The following is a 19,410-nucleotide window of genomic DNA, read 5'->3' on the forward strand; positions in this document are numbered from 1 at the left end:
GAGGTACCTCGTCCGACGCAAGCCTGATCGCACAGAAGCACAAGCTGCCCCTCAGCGGCCCCCGACCTGAGCCGGTCTTCTGAGTCCGAGATTCGTCAGAGGGCAAACAGGGGCTAGAAGCCTGATGAAGATCTTGCTGAGGGGTTGTCCGGCCGGAGGCCGGGCGGCCCCTCAGGTCATCCGGTGGCCATGCCGAGGTGCCAGGTGTGGTTGGTGCGGGTGAGGCCGAGGTTGATCAGGCGGCGGAGGTTGAGGGCGGCTGCCCGGTGGTGGAGCCAGGTGTTGTTCTGGATGGTGCCGCGGTAACGCAGGCGCCGGTTGCCCCGGTGGACAAGCCAGGCGACAGCTCGTTCAACGGGTGGCCGCCAGCGGCGGTAGGTGTCCTGCCAGCCGGAGTCGGTGGCGGCTTGGCGGCGGGCATCGGCCATCAGATCGTGGTGGGGCCGGATCGTGACGATGCGGTCGGCCCTGGCCTTGGTGCACCGATTCCGCAGTTCGCAGCCGACGCACTGCTCTGCTGTGAAGACGGCTTTGCGCTGGTGGCGCATGCCGGAAGGCGGCCGTAGTTCAGCGGTTCGTCCCCGCGGGCAGACCACTGTGTTCCCCGTGGTGTCGATGGCGAAGTCGTCCACGGTGAACCCGCCAGGGACGACCGGCCGCAGCGGAGCGGGCTTGAGGAACAGCCGGTGCCCGGCCGCCGTGAGAGCGGCCCGGGCCTCTGTGGTGCAGTAGGCGGTGTCACCCAGGACGTCGAGCGGACCGTCTTCGTCGGCCAGCAGGCCGAGCCCGATGACCGCTTCGTGGTGGGCCGGCCCTGCCCCGGGGGTGAGCTCGACGGCGGTGACCAGCCCGGTCTCCGGCTCCATGGCCAGGTGGGCCTTGAAACCGTCCTGGTAGTGGGAACGGGTCTTGTGGACGTGCCGGCTGTCGGGGTCAACGGTGGAGACCACCCGCTCGGACGCGGTGCCCCGGCTGATCCTCCAGCGGCCGTCCTGCCCGTTCGAGCCGTCCGCGGGCTCGACGTCCTGGCCCGCGACCAGGGCCAGCAGCCCGACCGCGTTCGCCGCCTTCTCCCCGAGATCCTGGTTGGGCAGATGCCCCAGGAGCCGCAGGGCGTCGCCGACGAGAGCGTCGGCCAGGGCGGCTCGGGCCTCCTCGTCGTTCCAGGCGATCCGCGGTTTGCCCGGCGACGAGTAGTCGTGCGCGGTGCACTGCCTGGCCGCGACGTCGGACGCTCCGGGAACTGCGCGGATCACCGCCCGGATCGCGGACACCAGCTGGGTGATGGTGTCCTGGGTGGCCACCGCATCGTCCAGCACGGTGGAATCCAGTGCCCTGCGCTGCTTGCCCTTGAGCACGCCGGTGGCCCGTACGACCTTCCGCACCGCGTCGAAGATCCGGTGCGGACGGGCAGAGCGGGCCAGCCGCCGCCGGAAGTACGACAGCAGCGACGGATCGAACGCCGTGTCATGCAGGCCCAGCCCGCACGCGGCCTTCCAGCGCAGGTCACACCGCAATTCCTGAACAGTCTCGAAGTCCGACAAGCCGTGCAGGGACTGCAGCACCACCGCCGCGGCCAGAACCTGCGGCGGCATACTGGGCCGCCCGTTCGCCGACGGATACATGTCCGCGAACATCTCCGCCGGGAACAACACCGCACGATGTTCCGCCAGGAACGCGAAGACACTCCCCGCCGGGATCAACTCCCGACACAGCTCCCACACGTCCGGCCCGATCATCTCCCCGGCCCACTCCCCTTGAACCACTACACAAGTCTGGCCCCACCGCTGACGCGGAGGGGCCAGAACCCGAGATCTTCATCAGTCTTCTAGGCCAAGATGTCACCAGACCATGCATCAGACCCGGGGGTGTTCCGTCCTTTGCTAATGGCCAGAAGAACATCAACACGTGGTCCCCGCGCGCGGGGTCGACCAACGCACGCGTGGGCTGGGTACTCGTTGCGCCGGAACATCCCCGCGGGCGCGGGGTCGACCTTCCGGGTGTCCATCGCCATCAAGTCCGCGCCGGAGCATCCCCGCGGGCGCGGGGTCGACACTTGCTGACCATAGCGTTTGCGCAGCGGCCTAGCCTATTTCATTCAGTTGCTTCTCCACAGTGAGGCTGCTCCGGAGCGCCGGACTCGGCGGAGGCCGCGAGACGGGGACGATCCGAAGAGCCGACGCAAGACCCGCGGCACCGCCACACTGGTCACTCAGGCCGCACGTCCAGCGCCCCGAACGCCACCAGTGTGTGCGTATGGTCGGATACGCCCTCCCGAAACGCACCATACGCACACGCGGCGGCAGGTCGTGACCGAAAAGTCATATTCTGTCGCCGCGATTCGTATGTGCGAGACAGGCCGAGTGCTTCGTGGACCGGCCGCTCGACACACCTCGCATACAGGGGCAGGAAGGCAGTCGCAGTCGCTCCTCCAGCAGTCATCGGCAGCAAGGGGCGGCTCGTCGCCCGGGGGTGACGATGTCTCTGTCGCGTACGCCGGAGATGGCGCTCAGACCCCCAGCAGATACCTGAGTGCCTGGGAATGTATGCCCCCCCGGCGCCGACCGTCGAGAACAGCTCTCCCGACACCTCGGGCACCATGCGCACCTCCGGGCAGAGGAGCGAGTCGTTCCGCGCCGGAAGCCGAGGCGCCCGGCTCGGCCCGTGGGATCCGGGCTGACGCAGGTGGCGACGGTCGCACCGGCCGCGGAGGCGTCGAGGGTTTCCGAGTACGGCCGAACGGTGAGCGGATGGGTCGCGGCTCACTCGAAGGCGGGTGCGCTCCTCTTCCGAGAGGCTGTCGCCCAGGGGCCGAGAGCGAACCTGTCACCGTCCCGTCGTACTTCGAGGGCTCCTGCGCCACCGAAGTGCGCGGGAACGAGTAGCTCCCGTTGGTCAGCAGCCCGCCCGAGAATCCGACGGCGGCTGGCCACGGCTTGTTCCGGGGCCAGGCAGGCGCTGCTGTTGCAGCAGGGGTGCAGGATCTGCACCGGGCTGTGCAGCAGATCTCCGGCGAAGACTGCCCGGTCGCTGCCGGACGCGAGGCGCAGCACGGACGATCCGGGGGTGTGACCGGGCGCGGACTCCAGGGTGAGGTGTTCGTCAATGCGGTGGAGGCCGTCCCACAGCACGCTCTGTCCGGCCTGGTGGATGGGCGCGACGCTGTCTTCGTAGATCAGGCGATCGACGGCCTGCGCGGCGTTCCCGTACGCGTTGTCCGGGCCGTAGTGGAAGTCGTCGGCGGCCGGAATGAGGTATTCGGCGTTGGGGAACGCCGGTGTCCACTCTCCGTCCTTGTCGACGGTGTTCCAGCCGACATGGTCGACGTGGAGGTGGGTGTTGACGACGACGTCGACATCCTGCGGGCGGATTCCGGCCCTCGCCAGGAGGTTGAGGAAATCACTCCGGGAGCGGTGGAACGGCCCCATGCCAGGTCGCTCGCGCCCGTTCCCCGCTCCGGTGTCGACCAGGACGGTCCTGCCCGCACTGCGCAGTACCCAGCTTTGCAGAGCGAGCACCACCAAGTCGCCGTCCGGCTCCCAGTGGTCGGGCGCCAGCCAGGCCGCGTTGTTCTCCCACACATCGGGTGCAGCTGCCGGAAACATGCCGGAGGCAGGCAGGAACGGCTCGTGCCACTCAACGATCCGGATGACCTCGACATCCCCCAGCACCATGCTCTGCACACTCTCGTTCTTCTTCATCACGCGTTCGACCTTAGGAAAAGCCAGACGAGCGCCTCAATAAGCAATCAGCTCAGAAAAATACGAATCCCTCTCACTCCTCATACGGCAGATACCTTGGACGAATGGATGTGGTGAGCGATGCGATCTCTGCCGTGCACCTCGGGCACCCCTGGTCCCACCGGCTGCGGACAAGCGGGAACTGGTGCGCGCAACTGGACCGGTACGACGGCGCGGGCTTCTATGTCGTCCTCAAGGGCCACTGCTGGCTCCTGACCGACAGCTGCGCCCCCACGCCTCTCGGCGTGGGGGACGCGGTGCTGCTGCCTCATGGCACAGGCCACGTGATCGCCGATTTCCCGGTCGATGCGGGGGTCGCGAAGAAGAAGGCCGTGCCGTTCGAGCAATCGCTTGTGGAGACAGAGCACCGAACCCGGACCGCTCGCCACGAGACGGACATCCTCTGCGGCAAGTACTGGCTCGACTGCAGCCGCATGCACCCGCTCATGGCAGAACTGCCCGAGGTCGTCCACCTTCCCAGCCGCGTGGGCGACCACCTCGAACTCCGTGCCGCCATCGAGCTGCTCGCCGGTGAGCTGGACGAGATACGGCCCGGGTCCTGCGTCGCGCTCCCGAGCCTGCTCGACCTCCTTCTCGTCTACATGATCCGCGCCTGGATGACCGAGACCACCAGCGGAGCCTGGCCCCGCGTGCTGGGCGACCCGGTGACGGCCGCCGCCCTGCGGGCGCTGCATTCGGACCCGGCCGCGCCGTGGAGCAACGACCTTCTGGCGGCGGAGGCGGGCGTCTCCCGTCCCACCCTGGCGCGCCGGTTCACCAGCCTGGTCGGCCGCCCACCCATGGCGTACCTCGCCTGGTGGCGCGTGATCCGCGCCGCCGCCCTGCTCCGCGACACCCGCGACACCCTGGCCACCATCGCCGGCCGGGTCGGCTACGGCAGTCCGTACGCGCTCTCACATGCCTTCCAGCGCGAGTTCGGCACCACACCGGGGCGGTACCGGACGCAGACTGTGGGGCGATCCGCCGACGTCGAAGCAGACTGACAGCGAGACCCGGTCAGGCAGTGACGCACACCGCCACAGCGAAATGACATCCGCCGAGACCTCGGCAGGACTCGCCATGCACAACACGACGAGCCGGAAGGCGGTGCTATCCGGAACGCCCTCCCCCGCGTGGTCAGCAGACCGCCGCGGTGTCCGGTGTGGCGTCCAACTGCCACGGCACAGTTGCCCGGCGGTGACGACGACGGGCGTCCGCGGGCAGTACGTGCTGCCCGCGCCCCTGTCGGCACGGGCGGCTCCCGAACCCGGTTGCTTGCCGCGCTGTCCGCACCGAGTGTCTCAGGTGGTCAGACCGGCGCTGGTCAGCCAGATGTGTTCACAGGTGGCGGATGCCTCTTGCAGCTTCTCGCGGGACTCTTGCGAGGCGTGGTAGAAGGTCCGCTCGATCATCCAGCACAGGGCGCGTGCCATCGCCGATGCCTGTTCCGGTCCTGGGCCGGGCTGGACGCCGGCTCGTTCCAGGACGGCGGTGATGGCCGCGATGAACAGATCAGCCGTGCGGTTCCACAGCGCGCCGATCTCCGGGACGGTCAACGACAGGTCGATCGCCGTACGCATGACCAGGCCGTGCGCGTTCCACAGCTCGACGGTGCGCTGCATGGCCGCAGTGATGGCCGCGCGCGGCTCGTCGGCCTGCGCAGCGACCCGGGACCGCTCCCACAGGTGCTCGACCGTGCGGGCCACGAGTGCCGCGACCACTTCTTGCTTGGAGCCGAAATAGAAGTACAGGGCACCGCGAGTGATGCCGGCGCCTTGGGCGATGTCGCCGACGGTCGTGGAGTCGTAGCCCTTCTGCGCCAGCAGAGCCTCACACGTGTCGAGGATGGCCCGCTCCCGGACGTCGCCCTTGCGTTCGATGGGGCGACGGCTCTGCGCTGAGCTGTGACCGGACATCAGAGCTGAGCGCCTTCGGCGAAGTCGGTGGTACGGGAGAGCGTCTCCCATCCGCGGATGTCCTCGTCAACGGCCGTGCGCGCGGCGGTGACCAGTCGCAGCGCGTCCGAGCCCAGGACCAGGTGCGCCGGTGGCTGCTCGACCGAGGTGATGTGCACGACTGCTTCCCCGGCCTTGGCCGGATCGCCCAACTGGTTCCCGCTGGCCTTCTGCCGTGCTTCACGGATCGGAGTGAACAGCTCGTCGTAGTCGTCGATGGTGTGCGCGGCGCGTGTCATGGATCTTCCAGCCCAGTCGGTACGGAAGGAGCCGGGTTCGATCGCCGTCACGTGGATCCCGAACTGCGCGACCTCCTTGCCCAGCGCCTCCAGGACACCTTCCAGGGCGAACTTGCTGCCGCAGTAGGCGGACATTCCGGGTACCGCCATGAGCCCGCCCATGGAGGTGACGGCCAGCAGGTGTCCGCGGCGGCGCCGTCGCATAGCGGGCAGTGCCGCCTGAAGGGTGGCCATCGCCCCGAATACGTTGACCTCGAACTGCCGCCGCACCTCGTCCAGCGGAGTCTCCTCGAAGGTGCCCTCCAGACCGTACCCGGCGTTGGCGATGACGACATCCAGCGGGCCGACGTTCTGCTCCACCTCCGCGACCAGACCGCAGACGGCGTCGCCGTCGGTCACGTCCACGATCCGGCCGTGCGCGTGTCCGGGTGCGAGATCTTCGAAGACTCGCAGGTCCTTCGCTGTGCGGGTGGTGCCGACGACGGTGTGCCCGGCGGCCAGGGCGGCTCGGGCGAAGGCACGTCCGAGGCCCGCGCTGACCCCGGTGACGAGCCAGTTCCGCTTCTTCTCCATTGCTTGCTCCTCCAACTGGGCCCGGCAGGGAGCTGAGGCCCTCCGGACAGAAAGTCTACACAGTGTCGATTTCTACCGTCGGAGTGTAGATTCTTCTGCGCTCCACGGCGCGGCGGGAGCGGGTCGGCCGCTCGGCGAGGTCGGGCGTCCGGCGATGGGGAAGCGGGCCGGGAAGCCGGCCGGACCGGACGGGCGGGAGCCCCGCCGGGAGCCGGCAGCGGCCGGGCGCGTGCGCGCGTTCCCGGCCGCTGCGGTGCAGGCGGGCCGGTGGCCGCCGAACCCGGTAGTGATCGTCGAGCGGATCGGGGCTGCCGCACCAAGCAGCGCCCGCCCGGCAGGCACGGTACGAGGGCCCGCACCGGGATCGAGAGTGGTGGCGGCGAGCGACGCACGCCCCGAGGCGCCCCGCACCTCAGGGGGTGCGGGTTGCCCGTGACGGTGCGCCGTGGGGCGGGCGTCGCCGCGCAGAAAGGCCCTCACCTCGCGTCCCGCAGCGGGGCGACGGGAAGGGCTGGATCATCCGGCGTCCTTCGGACGGCGGGCAGCAGCAGCCGGACGGGCCGGGGAGCGCCGGGGTACGAGGCAGTGAGGGCGGGGCGGCGGGGCCGGTCGTGCGGTCCGGGCCGGTCCCCGCCCGAGGGCCGCGGGGATCAGCCTTCCGGCGGGAAGCGGAGCACCGCGCCGACGCCGTCCGGCAAACCCGTGCCCGGCTGTACGACGGCCACCGAGGCACCGGTCTGCGCACCGGTCTTCAGCAGGAGTGCCTCGCGCTTGGCGTCCGTGCCCTGTTCGAGGAGCAGGGTGTCGACGGCGCCGTGCTCGGCGGCCTTCATCACCTCCGGGTCGCCCTTGGCCGCGAGCCGGTGCGCACCGGCCTGCTCCAGGCGGGCGGCGTGTCCGGCCTCCGCCTCGGTGGAGTGCTGTGCGGCGATCCGCAGCACCTCGTCGAGGAGCGCGGCCTCGGCACCGGAGTCACCACGTCCGCCGCGGTCCGTCTCCTCCAGCAGCCCGGCGAACTCGCCGCTGAGCTGTTCGCGGACGGCCGTGCGGCCTTGCACCTCGCCGGCCAGGACGACGAGGTCCGGGCGGAACTCGGCGACAGCCGCGCCGACGGTCGCCGAGATGTCCTTGGCGTTCTGCCGCACGGCATCGTCGGCACGTCGCTGGATCCGCCGGTGTGCGAGCGCGCCCTCCCGCACGTGGTGCGGGCTCTCGACGGCGCCGCCCCGCACCTCCTCACGGGCCACCTCGTCCGGCTCGTGTTCGGCCGCGACGACCAGCCGCCGCAGCTCGGCGTCCTCCTGGCCGGTGACGACCAGCAGCACCCGCACGGCCTGCGCCGCTTCCCGCACATGCGCGCCGAGCTCCGGAAGCACGCCCGCGTACGCCGTGTCGCCGCCCCCGAGGGCCGCGTCCCACGGCTCGTCGAAGACGACGCCGTCGCCCGCCGCGGCCACCAGGACCCGGCCGTTCGTCTGCGCCTCGCCGAACTGGGCCGACTCCAGCGCGGCCTCCAGGGCGTCCAGCGCCGAGGCGTCGGCGTGCTCGCTCTCCAGCCGCTCGCGGAGGTTCTGCCAGCGGAGACGCACCTGCTTCTCCGCGTCCTCGCCAGGAGCACGGCCCTCCAGGTAGACCGTGACGAACGGCCCTTCGTGCGCGTATACGGACTTCAGCTCGTCGAGTTCCATGACGTGCCCCACAACAGTCTCCGTCGGTCGGTCGGTGTGTCTGGCGGGACGGGTGTTCCCCGTCTGACGTCGGCAGCTTCATGAGCTGCCGTCCGGCCTCCCTGTGTACCCTGCGGGCACTGGGTAAACGTGCTGGTGAGAAGTGAGCTTCCGGGCTCCTCCACGCTTCGGGTCCGGAGGGCGACCCGGTGGACCGCGGAGTCCTGAACTGGATCCGGATCGGATCCTCGCCCTGGACTTCGGAGAGCACCGCTTCGTCGTTCCGCTGGACCCCGATTCCAGCGGTGGCCCCGAGGCGGCCCACATGGTCGGCGTCGACGAGAGCGGCCGGACTTCTGTCCTCGGCGGGATGTGGATCTGGTAGCGAGGGCGCACCCCCGCGCCCGGGCGGCGGCGAAGCAGAACGCCTCCGGGGACACGCCGACGGCGACGAGCCGGTGGATGCCGAAGGTGAGGCGGCCGCGCCACCCCTCCAGGGCCCGGCCGACGGCCGCCTCGGCCGGCTCCCTCAACTCCTCGGGAGTGGGCGGGCCGGGTGGCGCTGCCGGTCCCGCCCCCTTCGGCAGCCGTCGGCCAACGGGGTCGGTGCGACGCCGGGTTCGTGCGCCGGGCCGGTTCGGCGAGCAGGCCCTACCGGGTGGCGGTCTCGGCGAGGAGTTCGGCGGTGGCTTCGGGTGACTCGGCGGGGAAGTGGTGGGTTCCCAGGTCGACGAGGACGAACTCGAGGCGGTCCTGGTAGCGGTCGACGGCCTCCTGGCTGGTGAGGGCGCGTATCGCGAACACAGTGATCGGCTGGCCGGTCTCGCGCAGCGCCGCGTCCATGTCCCAGGACACCAGGCCCTCGATGGAACACAGCCCCGCCGGCTGCCGCACCCTCGACATCTTCGCCGTGTACGTCTCGGTCAGTGCGGGGTCGGTGCCCTGCGGTGTCCCTCCCGCGACCAGGCCCCGGACCGCCGCGGGGAGGTCCTCGCGGAACGCCCGCAGCACCTTCCGCGCCCGGGCCTCTCCCTGGGCGGGGAACAGCGCCAGGTAGTGCAGCGCATCCAGCGCGACCACGCGCGAGACCCGCTCCGGGAGTATCCGCCCGACCTCGACGGCGACGGCTCCGCCCATCGAGTGCCCGGCGACCACGGCCGAGCCGACCGATTCGGCCTCCAGTACCGCCACCACGTCGCGGGCGAACTCCTCGATCGTCCAGACCGTCCGGGTGGACCGCGACTCGCCGTGTTCGGCCAGGTCCACCGCCAGCACCCGGCAGTCGTCCGGCAGATGCCGGGTGAGTGCGTCGAAGTCGCCGCGGTCGCACGCCCAGCCATGGACGAGCACCAGCGCCGGCCCGTCGGCCGGGCCGCTGGCGGTGTAGCGGATCGTGGTGTCGTCGCCACGCCGGACCTCGCGGTGCGCGGTGGCCCTGTACACATCCGTCATCTCAGCACGTCTCCTTCGTCAGTTCGGCTGGCGTCACTGTCGTCGCTGCCACGGTCGCTGTCGTCTCCGCGGTCGGCGGGCTGCGGTGTCACAGCGCGCGTCGGGTCGTCTTCCTGCCGGTCCCCCGCCGCAGCGCCACGCCCAGCGTCCTCAGCCCGACCGGCCGCAGCTCACAGGGGCTTGGCCGCGCCCTTGGCCCGCGGGCACGACCCCTCGCCGGGCGCCCTCTCCGCTGGGCAGCATCCAGCAGGTCATACAACCCCGTCGAAGGATCGCCGCTGGAAGGTGGTTCAGCTACCGCGCTTCAGACGTACGACGACGGGGACGAAGACCTGATCACCGGAGTGCCTGGTCGCGACGTGTCCGGCCCCGAACCACTCGCCCGTATCGGGAGACCGACGGATCTCCTCCAGCCACAGCAGTTGGCGTGCTGCCTTTCGGACACCGGTCGAACGGGGCAGGCGGGGATGTTTGATCTTCACACACCGGTCGTCATCGGTCAGGTACCTGTTGCCGCTGAGGAACAGCCCCTCCTCATCCTGGCCCATCGGAACCCGCACAGCACACTCACCGGAAGGGGGCTTCTGCTCGACCCACTTCGATCCGTCCCGGCGCAGCGAGATGTCCTCGATGCACGGCTCGTGATCCTCCGTCAGGCTTTCACCGTGGTTGTAGTCGTTGGCGCCGTACGCGAAGACCTCACCATCGTCGAGGACGAAGACCGAGCCGAGTCCCGCCACGGGCTCCGGGCGGAGCGGATCGAGATGGGCCTGGGGGTCTCCACCGACTTCCAGGCCGTGCCGTCCCAGTGCATGGAGGCGGGCTGGGGATACCGCTCGCCGGACATGCGGGTGCCCGGCCCCGTCGAACGCCTGCCGACGGCCCAGACGTCCTGGGTGGCGACCAAGGCAAGGCCGAGCGTTTCGTGCGGCAACCGGGTCGTGGTCCAGTGGGTGCCGTCCCGGTGCCGGGCGATCCGCTCGCCGTCGAGCGTCCAGATGTCGTCCGGGCTCTTGGCCTCGAAGTCCCGGATCCTGCCCGGAGGTGGGTTCCGTACCGCCGACCAGTGGGCGCCGTCCCACTGTGCCCAGGATTTCGCACCGGTGTCGCGGTTGCCTGTCTGCGGCCGCAGCCAGAGTGTCTCCTCGTCGACCTCCTCCAGCATGGGCGGATAGACCTCACGATCGGTCCGGTCCGCGACGCCCGGAGCACCTTCGCCCTGCGCACGGTGCTCATCCGCGGACCCCACCGGTGGCCTGCTGGCCTACCCGTCGTCGAACCGTCCCCCGAGGTCGAGCCATATCGACATCGGGCGGCTCGGGTCCGTCCGCTCAGTCGGCGTCGATGCGATTCCAGAACTGGTGTGTGAGGCCGCTCGCCGAGGTCACGGACTCGACGGTGAAGCGGTCCTCGACTCCGGCGAGCCCGTCCCACATCGAGACCCCGGCGCCGAGGACGACGGGCACGGTGACCAGGTGCATGAAGTCGATCAGGTCCGCTGCCAGGAACTGCCGGACGGTGGTGGGGCCGCCGCCGATCCGGATGTCCCGGTCGCCGGCCAGGTCCCGGGCGTGGGCGAGAGCGTCCTCGGGCGTGCCGTCGAGAAAGTGGAAACTCGTCCCGTTCTCGAAGGAGATGGGGGCGCGCCGGTGGTGGGTGAGCACCACCACGGGCGTGTGGAAGGGGGGTGCGTCGCCCCACCAGCCTCGCCATTCCTCGTCGGTCCACTCGCCGGTCTGCGGGCCGAACTTGCCCCGGCCCATGATCTCCGCCCCGATGCCCTGGCCCCAGGTGCTGGTGAGAGCGCGGTCGAGGGTGATCGGGGCGTCCACGGCGTCCACACCGTGGATGAACCGTCCGTCGAAGCGCGCGAACAGCGCTCCGGCCTCCCCGATGGGCTTGTCGAGCGTGATCGTCTCACCTGCGCTGTAGCCGTCGAGCGAGACGTTGAAGTTGTGCACGCGGACCCTGGCCATGCGACCCTCCGAATAGTGCTTGTGAAATGCAATCGGACGGGGGAAGCCTATGATGCAGGAGTTGCATATCGCAATCGCTCAGGAGGTACGTGTTGCGCGAGAAGCCGCGTTCGGGGTGCGCGATCAACGCCGCACTGGAGGTCCTGGGAGACCCCTGGACGCTGATCGTGCTGCGTGACGTGATCTTCGGTGGCCGGCGGCACTTCCGGGATCTGCAACACCGGAACGAGGAGGGGATCGCGTCCAACATCCTCGCCGGCCGGCTGCGGAAGCTCGTCGAGACGGGGCTGCTCACCCGTGACGATGCCACGCGTGGCCAGAAGGCGACCTACACCCTCACCGAAGCCGGCATCCAGACCCTCCCGGTGATGGCCGCGCTCGGGGCGTGGGGAGTACAGCACCGGCCCACCACCCCGGAGCTCGCGGTGCGCGCCCGCATTCTCGCGGAAGGTTCCCCGGAACTCGTGGATGAGCTGATGGACGAACTGCGCGAGACCCACCTCGGCATCGCCCGTGAGACCCCGAAGAGCCCCAGTGCTTCCGAACGCTTGCAACAGGCCTACGAAGCCGTTCGGTCACAGGAGACACAGGCCGGCTGACCGCCGCGCCGGCCCTCCTCGGCGGAGCCGCTGAGATCCCGCCCCGGGAACCCGTCGATCGCGACGCACTCGGTACCTCGACGGGGGCCAAGGGCGGGGGCGCGGCAGGGAGTCAGTCCGCCTGCGCGGCGCCTCCGTCCGGTCGTGGTGGGCGTCGCTCGATGCGGAGGAGGAAGCTGACGACCCCGCAACCGAGTCCTGCGGCCAGGAGGAGACCGGCGTACCCGATCTGGCGTATGTGGCGGGTGTTGCACTCCACGGTGTGCAGGCGAGGGTCTTCCGGAGCGATGGTCGGCCCGCAGGAGGGGCTGTGTGCCCCTGCTCCCTCTTCCTTGAGCGGAACGCACAGCATCATCGTCACGGTCACCACCGCGGCGAGGGCCAGCCCGGCCAGGAACCGGGACCACAGCCTGACCTCGTCCATCGCCTCCTCGAAGGTCTCGGTCTCCCCGCTCATCGCCCAGCGCCCCCGCTTCTCGGTCGTTTCGCCCGGGCGCAGACTACGCCAGGGCGTTCGACGCCCGGCGCAGCTGCCTCGGTTCACCGGTCGGTCTGCTCGCCTTGGCGGTCCGAGCCCGGGCCGAGAGCGTCAGCCGGTCCGCCGAGCTCCACGCGGTCCCGCCGGGTGGGGGAACGCTGCGGCTGTCCGGTGCGTCGCCGGTTCCGCAGCCCGCGGCCAGCAGGCATACGGCGGTCACGGCGAGCGAGGCACCTGCGCGGTGCGTGGAGACGGGTACGGACTCCTTTCAGATGGACGGGAGCGGGCCCGATGTTGCGGGCCGCGGACGCAGCCGGCGCCTGCGCCCCCCCCCCGCAGATCTCTCGAACCGACTCACCGCTGTAGACACCTGATGCACTCTGCGTAGGCAGGTTCGCGCCGAGAGGGGATGACGGGGACGGTCCGCAACGCTGTGATGAGAGGCCGCAGGAGCGCGGCGGGTGACCGCTGGCCTGCCGGCGTCATCGGGTTCACGCTGGAGATGAAGGGAGGCTGTCATGCCGGCAACTCCGCGACTCGACGACGAACTCGTCAGGAAACTGATCGGCGACGCGGTCGCCGCCCCCTCCATGCACAACGCCCAGCCGTGGCGCTTCGTCTACCACCGCACGGCGCACGTGGTGGACCTCTACGCGGACAGACTGCGCGGCATGCCGACGGCGGATCCGGAGGGCAGGGCACTGCACATCGGATGCGGTGCGGCACTGCTCAACCTCCGGGTGTCGGCATGGCACGCGGGGCTGCGGCCGGTGGCGACCGTGCACAGCGCGGCCGACACCGCCGAGCCGCTGGCCACGGTGCGCCTGGAACGTGCCGCTCCGCACGAGATCGACTACGACCTGGCCGGACTCCACGGGGCCGTCTCCGCACGGCACACCAGCCGCTACCCCTACGCCGAGACGCCTCTCCCGGGCCCGCTGCGGCAGCGCCTGGCCGACCAGGCGCGGAGCGAGGGCGCGATGCTCAGCTTCCCCTCCGGCTGGCATCTGGAACTGGTACTCGACGTGATCGAGGACGCCGAGTCGGAGTCACGCTTCACGGGTGATCCCGACGAGCAGAAGTGGGTGCGCACCGGGGCCGACGCCTCGGACACCACGCGGGACGGGATCCCCGAGTACAGCCTCGGCGCACGCAGGCGGGAGGGCAGGGCGCCGGTCCGGGACTTCGCCCGCGGCCACGCCGAGACCGACCGCGGGTCGGCGGCCTTCGAGCGGATGCCGCAGCTCGCGGTCGTCTCCACCCGCGAGGACCGGCCGCTGGAGTGGGTGGCCGCCGGGCAGGCCATGGAGCGCGTGCTGCTGCTGGCCACGCGGGAAGGTGTGGCCAGCTCGTTCGCCACCCAGGCGCTGGAGCGGCAGGAACTGCGCTGGCTGCTGCGGGATCCGGTGGCGGGTGCGGGACCGGTCCAGATGATCATGCGCCTGGGGTACGGGCCGATGGGGGCGCACACCCCCCGGCGTTCCGTCCAGGACGTCCTGGACACAGCTCCCTGAGGAATCCGAGGGAGGCAGCCATGAACACCATGAGGGCCCCGGCCGACCGCGCGCCGCATACCGGGGGCGCCGCGCAGCCGTCCTCGCCGCGCACCGTCGCTGACGTGATGACGCACACGGTCGTCGCCGTGGGAAGCACCGCGGGCTTCAAGCAGATCGTCAGGACGCTGCGCGAGTGGCGGGTCGGCGCCGTGCCCGTACTGGAGGGCGACGGCCGGGTGATCGGTGTGGTCTCGGAGGGTGATCTGCTTCCCGCGCCCGACGACGCGGAAGGTGCCCGCCGGGCTCCGGGCGCGGACGCCGCGGTGCGCGGCGGGCCCGGACGACAGCACGGCTCGGCGGCGGATCTGATGACGAGCCCCGCGGTGACGGTGCGGAGCGGTACGCGGGTGAGCGAGGCCGCCAGGACCCTGGCGGCCAGGAAGCTGAAGAGTCTCCCGGTGATCGACGGGGACGGCAGGCTGATCGGCATCGTGAGCCGCGCCGATGTCCTCAGCGTCTACCTGCGGTCCGACGAGGAGATCGCGCGGGCGGTGCGCGAGGAGATCCTCGCGCCGCTCTCCGGCGCCGTCGGCGAGCTGCGGGCCGAGGTGCACGACGGTGTCGTCACCCTGTCGGGCCGGGCGTCGGATCCCGAACTGGTTCCGCTGGTGGTCCGCACGGTGCTGGCCCTCGAAGGGGTCGTGGACGTGCGGGTCGGCGGCGTCTGAGTCACGGCCGGGGACCGGTGCCCTCGTGCCGGGCCGCGGAGAGAGCCAAGGAGGCCGGAGCAGATGAGGCACAGGGCAGTACGCGATCTGATGAGCCGCCCCGCGGTGTGCGTCGCTCCCGGTACGGGGCTGAAGGAGACCGCCCGGCTCATGGCCGGGCACGACATCAGCGCGGTACCCGTCGTCGACGAGGACGACAAGCCGGTGGGGATGGTGTCGGAGGGCGATCTGGTCCGGGCCCAGGCCGAACTCCCGGAACCGGCCGAGCTGCTTCCCGCCGGGCACGCGCGGGCCGGCCGGCGGCGGACCGGAGCGACCGGACGGCCGGGAGGTGGGGCGGCGGGCGCGAGCGGGGAGCGGCCCGGCACCGCGGGGGCCCTGATGTCGAGCCCCGTCGTGACCGGCAGACCGGAGTGGTCGCTGGTGGAGGCCGCCCGGGCCATGCACGGCAACGGGGTGAAGCGGCTGCCCGTCGTCGGGGAGACCGGCAGGGTGCTCGGGGTCATCAGCCGCGCCGATCTGATGGCGGTCTTCCTGCGCAGGGACGACGCCATCGCGGACGAGATCACCGACGACGTGCTGCGCGGGGCACTCGGGCTCTCGGCCACCCAGATCTCGGTCACCGTCTCGGAGGGCGTCGTGCGGGTGCGGGGGCGGATCGGCGCGCACGACTCGCCGGAACTCCTCGAGCGGCTGTGCCGGGCCGTCGACGGGGTGGTCGACGTACAGCTCGACCTCGGCGGGCCGGAGCAGGCCGGGACAGCGGCCTGAGCTGCCCGGTCGGTGCGCTCGGCGGGACCGGGCGGCCCGCCTGCCGCCGTCTGCTGCGCGGCGGCCCGCCTGTCCGGGCGTGACGTGTGGCCGGCCCGCGGCGCCGGCCTCCCGGGGAGGCTCACAGGTCCGGCGCTGCGCAGCGGAAGCCGGGCCCGGCCCGGACGCTTCCGTCGTCGGCGACGGTGAGCAGGGCGTAGCCGGGGTGCGCGCGGATCCACGTGTGGGCCGCCGCCGGGCCGAGGACCACCGAGGCCGTCGCGAACACGTCCGCCCACACCGCGTCGGGTCCGGTCACGGTGGCGGACAGCAGTCCGGTGGCGGGCTCTCCCGTGCGCGGGTCGGTGATGTGCCGGCCGCGCTCGCCGGGGCCGGACGTGGCGACCGCGCAGTCGGCGCCCTCGACGACCGCCAGCAGCCGGTCCGGGCGGCGCGGGTCGACGATCCCGGTACGCCGGACCGCGCCGGGACCGGCCGCCGGGCCCAGGCGCACATCACCGCCGCCGTTCACGCAGGAGCGGGGCGCTCCGGCGCGGCGCAGTGTCCGGTAGGCCTCCTCGACGGCCCAGCCCTTCACCACCCCGCAGGGGTCGAGGCGGCCGGAGGCCCAGGCGTCGAAGGCGCCGCGGGTGGCGCTGTGGGCACGGTCCGCGAGTTCCAGCATCCGTACGACCTCGCGCGGCGCCCGGGCGCGGCCGAGTTCGCCCCGGTTCATCCTGCTCACGACGCTGTCCGCGCGGAAGGGCGAGTAGAGCCGGTCGAGGTGGTGCAGCAGCGCCACCGCCCGGTCGAGGGCGCGGCGGAGGCGGGGCTCGGGCGGATGGTCGAGGACGAAGGAGAAGACCGTGCCCATGACCGGTTCGCTGTGCCGGAACGGTGCGGCGGGAGCGAGGGGAGCGGCGGGGACCGCCGGCGCCGCGGGAGCGGTCCGGGCCGCGGGGTCAGCCATGGGAGCGGTCCAGCGCGCTCTGCAGGGAGCTGATGTATCCGTCGCTGGTGTAGGTCGCGCCGGACACCGCGTCGATCCGGGCGCTCTGCGCGGCGAGCGCCTCGCGGGTGAGCTGCGGGACCGCCGAAGCGGCAATCTCCCGGTCGCGGGCGTTGCCGTCGGGCAGCCGTACGGCCTCGACCCGGGTGAGACGGCCCTTGGTGAGCGTGATCCGCAGCTGCACGGGCCCGTACTCGGTCGGGACGACGTCCCCGGTGAAGACGCCGGTGCGGCCGGCGGCCGGAGCGGTGCCGCCGCCCGCGGCCCGGGTGCCGGGGGCGTCCGGCGGCCGGTGCGGCTTCGCGGCCAGGACGGTGACGAGGGCGACGAGGGTGACGGCGGAGGTGATGACGACGCGTCGCACGGTTCTCTCCCCTTTGCGGAGTGCAGGCGTTCGCGGAGTGCGGGCGCCGCCCGGAACGAAGGCCCGGCGGCAGGCGGAGCGAGGGCTCCGCGTCACAGGGCGAAGGCTTCTTGATGGATGCGGCGGGACGGGACCCCGGCGGCCACGAGAGCGGACCGGGCGGCCTCGGCCATACCGGGCGGCCCGCAGACGAAGCAGTCCCGCTCGGCGACGTCCGGCACCAGTGCGCGCAGCGCGCCCGGTTCCATGGGCAGGCGCAGGCCGGGCGGTTCACTGACCGAGTAGTGCACCCGGGCCCCGCGCGCCGCGGCGATGGCGTCGAGTTCCTCGCGCAGCACCAGGTCGTGGACGGTGCGGGCCCGGAAGAGCAGTACGGGATCGCCCGGCAGTGTCTCGAACAGGGCACGCAGCGGGGCGATTCCGACCCCGCCCGCCAGCAGCAGGCTCTTCCGGGAGCGGGCGCGCGCCGCGGTCATCGCCCCGTAGGGGCCCTCGGCCCACACCCGGGTGCCGGGCCGCAGCCGGGCGAGGGCGGCGCTGTGCCCGCCCGCCGCCTTGACCGTGATCCGCATCCCGTACGGCCCGACGGGGGCGGACAGCGAGTAGGGGGTCGCGGTCCACCACAGGCGCCGGTCGAGGAACCGCCAGCGGAAGAACTGCCCCTCCCGTGCCGCCATTTCGCCCAGCCGGCGTCCCGTGAGCCGGACGGAGACGACGCCGGGGCCCTCGGGGCGCACCTCGGCGACCCGGAGGCGGTGCCGCAGGCCGAACCGCAGGGGTGCCAGCAGCCGGAAGACCACCAGCAGCCCCGCGGCCGTCGCGTAGAGCGCGTACCAGGCGGCCCGCGCGGCCGGGTTGCCGGTGAACTCGGCGCCGTTGCTCAGCTGGTGGCCGAACGCGAGGAAGATCGCCGCGTAGGTCAGCAGGTGCAGGAAATACCACGTCTCGTAGCTGAGCCTGCGCCGGGCCGCGCGGGCCGAGAGGACGGCGGTGGCCAGGAACAGCGCGCAGGCGGCGGTGGCCTTGAGCATGTCCGGATAGTCCAGGACCAGCCGGGCGGTCTGCCGCACCGGCCCGGTTCCCCCGGTGAGCGCGTACCCCTCGATGATCAGCACGGCGTGCGCGAGGATCAGGGAGATGGTGTAGCGGCCCGCGGCGGCGTGCCACCGGGCGAGCCGGTCGGTGCCCAGGGTGCGGTCCAGTACGGGTATCCGCGCCATCAGGATGACCAGGACCGCGCACAGGTAGCCCGCCAGCAGCCCGGTCAGCCGCCCGGCGCCGGTCAGCCAGCCCGCCGCGCCGACCACCGACCCGGTGTCGGCCCACCACAGGGCCACCACACCGGCGGCCCCCAGCCGGCCCGCGGCGGACACCAGGAGAGCGGCCCAGGTGTCGCGGCCGGGCAGGGGCAGCCCGGCACGGCCGCGGCGCGGCGGGGTGGAGCGTGCGGCGTGGGCTGCCATGCGGGGCCTCCTTGCGGCCGGGACGGCGCGCCGGACACGGTGCCCGGCGGCGACGCCCACGGTGGCCCCGTTTCTTCAGAGAAACCTCTGAGGACGCATCCCGCCGCGCGCGACTCAGAGGGAATTCATAGGCGAGGCGGCCCCGCACGGGCGGACGGATCGGCGATCCTGGAAGCACCATGGACGACTCCGCCCGCACCCCGACCGGACCGCTGCGGCCGGACGGCAGCCCGGCCCGCGTCCTCGTCGTGGACGACGAGGAGGACCTGACGGAGGTCCTGGCCGTCGCCCTGCGCGAGGAGGGCTGGCGGGTGCGCACGGCCCGGACCGGGGCCGCCGCCCTCAGCCGCGCGGCCGAGTTCGAGCCCGACGCCGTCGTACTGGACTGGATGCTGCCCGACCAGGACGGGCTGGCCGTGCTGCGCACCCTGCGGGCCGCCCGTCCGGAGGTGTGCGTGCTGTTCCTCACGGCGCGGGACGCCGTCGAGGACCGGGTGACGGGCATCACGGCGGGCGGGGACGACTACGTCACCAAGCCGTTCAGCCTGGAGGAGGTGCTGGCGCGGCTGCGGGGTCTGCTGCGCAGGGCCGGGCCGGCCGTCGCGGAGCCGACCGGCCCCCGGCTGATCGTGGCCGACCTGGTGCTGGACGAGGAGGCGCGCGAGGTGACGCGCGGCGGCACGCCGGTGGATCTGTCCCGGACCGAGTTCGAGCTGCTGCGCTATCTGATGAGCAATCCGCGCCGGGTGCTGTCGAAGGCGCAGATCCTCGACCACGTCTGGTCCTACGACTTCGGCGGGCGCTCCCATGTGGTGGAGCTGTACATCAGCTATCTGCGCAAGAAGATCGACGCGGGCCGGCCGCCGCTGATCCGTACGGTGCGCGGCGTCGGCTACGTGCTCCGGCCCGAGGCGAACTGAG

19 protein-coding genes are annotated in these 19,410 nt (G+C 71.8%); 6 read left to right on the forward strand and 13 right to left on the reverse strand.

The genetic code is table 11. The features are described from left to right. Positions 1-176 precede the first annotated feature (176 nt). Both A949_RS0113245 and A949_RS0113250 read right to left on the reverse strand, forming a co-directional pair. Entirely contained in the window at positions 177-1,739 is a 1,563-nt protein-coding gene (locus A949_RS0113245; protein ID WP_019356495.1) for an IS1182 family transposase, read from the reverse strand. Between the two features lie 1,023 nt (positions 1,740-2,762). Continuing rightward, positions 2,763-3,701 (reverse strand): MBL fold metallo-hydrolase, encoded by a 939-nt coding sequence (locus A949_RS0113250; RefSeq protein ID WP_019356496.1) that lies wholly within the window; start codon positions 3,699-3,701, stop codon positions 2,763-2,765. 104 nt (positions 3,702-3,805) lie between these two features. On the opposite strand from A949_RS0113250, the gene A949_RS0113255 reads away from it, so the two are divergent. Further along, positions 3,806-4,744: an AraC family transcriptional regulator gene (locus tag A949_RS0113255; protein ID WP_026004611.1), complete on the forward strand. Its 939-nt coding sequence runs from the start codon at positions 3,806-3,808 to the stop codon at positions 4,742-4,744. A 297-nt stretch (positions 4,745-5,041) separates the two neighbouring features. Here A949_RS0113255 and A949_RS0113260 read toward each other — a convergent pair whose 3' ends face one another. The 7 genes from A949_RS0113260 to A949_RS0113290 all read right to left on the reverse strand — a co-directional run bounded on the left by A949_RS0113260 (position 5,042) and on the right by A949_RS0113290 (position 11,602). Continuing rightward, positions 5,042-5,656 (reverse strand): TetR/AcrR family transcriptional regulator, encoded by a 615-nt coding sequence (locus tag A949_RS0113260; protein WP_019356498.1) that lies wholly within the window; start codon positions 5,654-5,656, stop codon positions 5,042-5,044. Continuing rightward, on the reverse strand, positions 5,656-6,507 hold the full coding sequence (locus tag A949_RS0113265; RefSeq protein ID WP_019356499.1) for an oxidoreductase: 852 nt from the start codon (positions 6,505-6,507) through the stop codon (positions 5,656-5,658). The genes A949_RS0113260 and A949_RS0113265 overlap by 1 nt, the downstream gene beginning before the upstream one ends. A gap of 650 nt (positions 6,508-7,157) precedes the next feature. Further along, positions 7,158-8,207, reverse strand: coding sequence for a baeRF2 domain-containing protein (locus A949_RS0113270; RefSeq protein ID WP_019356500.1), 1,050 nt, complete (start codon positions 8,205-8,207; stop codon positions 7,158-7,160). Between the two features lie 618 nt (positions 8,208-8,825). Next, positions 8,826-9,626: an alpha/beta fold hydrolase gene (locus tag A949_RS0113275; protein ID WP_019356501.1), complete on the reverse strand. Its 801-nt coding sequence runs from the start codon at positions 9,624-9,626 to the stop codon at positions 8,826-8,828. A 290-nt stretch (positions 9,627-9,916) separates the two neighbouring features. Then, positions 9,917-10,366, reverse strand: coding sequence for a hypothetical protein (locus A949_RS0113280; protein ID WP_019356502.1), 450 nt, complete (start codon positions 10,364-10,366; stop codon positions 9,917-9,919). Further along, complete coding sequence (locus tag A949_RS38505; protein ID WP_192817142.1) at positions 10,279-10,875, reverse strand: hypothetical protein; 597 nt, start codon at positions 10,873-10,875, stop codon at positions 10,279-10,281. Before A949_RS38505 ends, A949_RS0113280 begins: the two co-directional genes overlap by 88 nt. 82 nt (positions 10,876-10,957) lie before the next feature. Then, entirely contained in the window at positions 10,958-11,602 is a 645-nt protein-coding gene (locus tag A949_RS0113290; RefSeq protein WP_019356504.1) for a dihydrofolate reductase family protein, read from the reverse strand. 92 nt (positions 11,603-11,694) lie between these two features. Between A949_RS0113290 and A949_RS0113295 the strand changes: the two genes are divergently transcribed. After that, on the forward strand, positions 11,695-12,201 hold the full coding sequence (locus A949_RS0113295; protein ID WP_019356505.1) for a winged helix-turn-helix transcriptional regulator: 507 nt from the start codon (positions 11,695-11,697) through the stop codon (positions 12,199-12,201). A gap of 112 nt (positions 12,202-12,313) precedes the next feature. On the opposite strand, the gene A949_RS0113300 is transcribed toward A949_RS0113295, so the two are convergent. Then, complete coding sequence (locus tag A949_RS0113300; protein ID WP_019356506.1) at positions 12,314-12,658, reverse strand: hypothetical protein; 345 nt, start codon at positions 12,656-12,658, stop codon at positions 12,314-12,316. 539 nt (positions 12,659-13,197) lie between these two features. Here A949_RS0113300 and A949_RS0113305 point away from each other — a divergent pair. The 3 genes from A949_RS0113305 (at position 13,198) to A949_RS0113315 (ending at position 15,674) form a co-directional block, all read left to right on the forward strand. Next, complete coding sequence (locus A949_RS0113305; RefSeq protein ID WP_019356507.1) at positions 13,198-14,193, forward strand: Acg family FMN-binding oxidoreductase; 996 nt, start codon at positions 13,198-13,200, stop codon at positions 14,191-14,193. Between the two features lie 20 nt (positions 14,194-14,213). Next, positions 14,214-14,903: a CBS domain-containing protein gene (locus tag A949_RS0113310; RefSeq protein WP_019356508.1), complete on the forward strand. Its 690-nt coding sequence runs from the start codon at positions 14,214-14,216 to the stop codon at positions 14,901-14,903. A 63-nt stretch (positions 14,904-14,966) separates the two neighbouring features. Then, positions 14,967-15,674: a CBS domain-containing protein gene (locus A949_RS0113315; protein WP_026004613.1), complete on the forward strand. Its 708-nt coding sequence runs from the start codon at positions 14,967-14,969 to the stop codon at positions 15,672-15,674. 121 nt (positions 15,675-15,795) lie between these two features. Here the strand turns inward: A949_RS0113315 and A949_RS0113320 are convergent, their stop codons facing one another. The 3 genes from A949_RS0113320 to A949_RS0113330 form a co-directional block, all read right to left on the reverse strand. After that, positions 15,796-16,623: an FAD:protein FMN transferase gene (locus tag A949_RS0113320; RefSeq protein WP_019356510.1), complete on the reverse strand. Its 828-nt coding sequence runs from the start codon at positions 16,621-16,623 to the stop codon at positions 15,796-15,798. Further along, positions 16,616-17,026, reverse strand: a complete 411-nt coding sequence (locus tag A949_RS0113325) for an FMN-binding protein (RefSeq protein ID WP_019356511.1) — start codon at positions 17,024-17,026, stop codon at positions 16,616-16,618. The genes A949_RS0113320 and A949_RS0113325 overlap by 8 nt, the downstream gene beginning before the upstream one ends. Positions 17,027-17,118: 92 nt before the next feature. Continuing rightward, positions 17,119-18,489 (reverse strand): ferredoxin reductase family protein, encoded by a 1,371-nt coding sequence (locus A949_RS0113330; RefSeq protein WP_019356512.1) that lies wholly within the window; start codon positions 18,487-18,489, stop codon positions 17,119-17,121. 179 nt (positions 18,490-18,668) lie between these two features. Here A949_RS0113330 and A949_RS0113335 point away from each other — a divergent pair, with 179 nt between their 5' ends. Continuing rightward, positions 18,669-19,409, forward strand: coding sequence for a response regulator transcription factor (locus A949_RS0113335; RefSeq protein ID WP_019356513.1), 741 nt, complete (start codon positions 18,669-18,671; stop codon positions 19,407-19,409). Position 19,410: the final 1 nt, after the last annotated feature.

Source organism: Streptomyces sp. AA1529, from assembly GCF_000280905.1.
Lineage (GTDB): Bacteria > Actinomycetota > Actinomycetes > Streptomycetales > Streptomycetaceae > Streptomyces.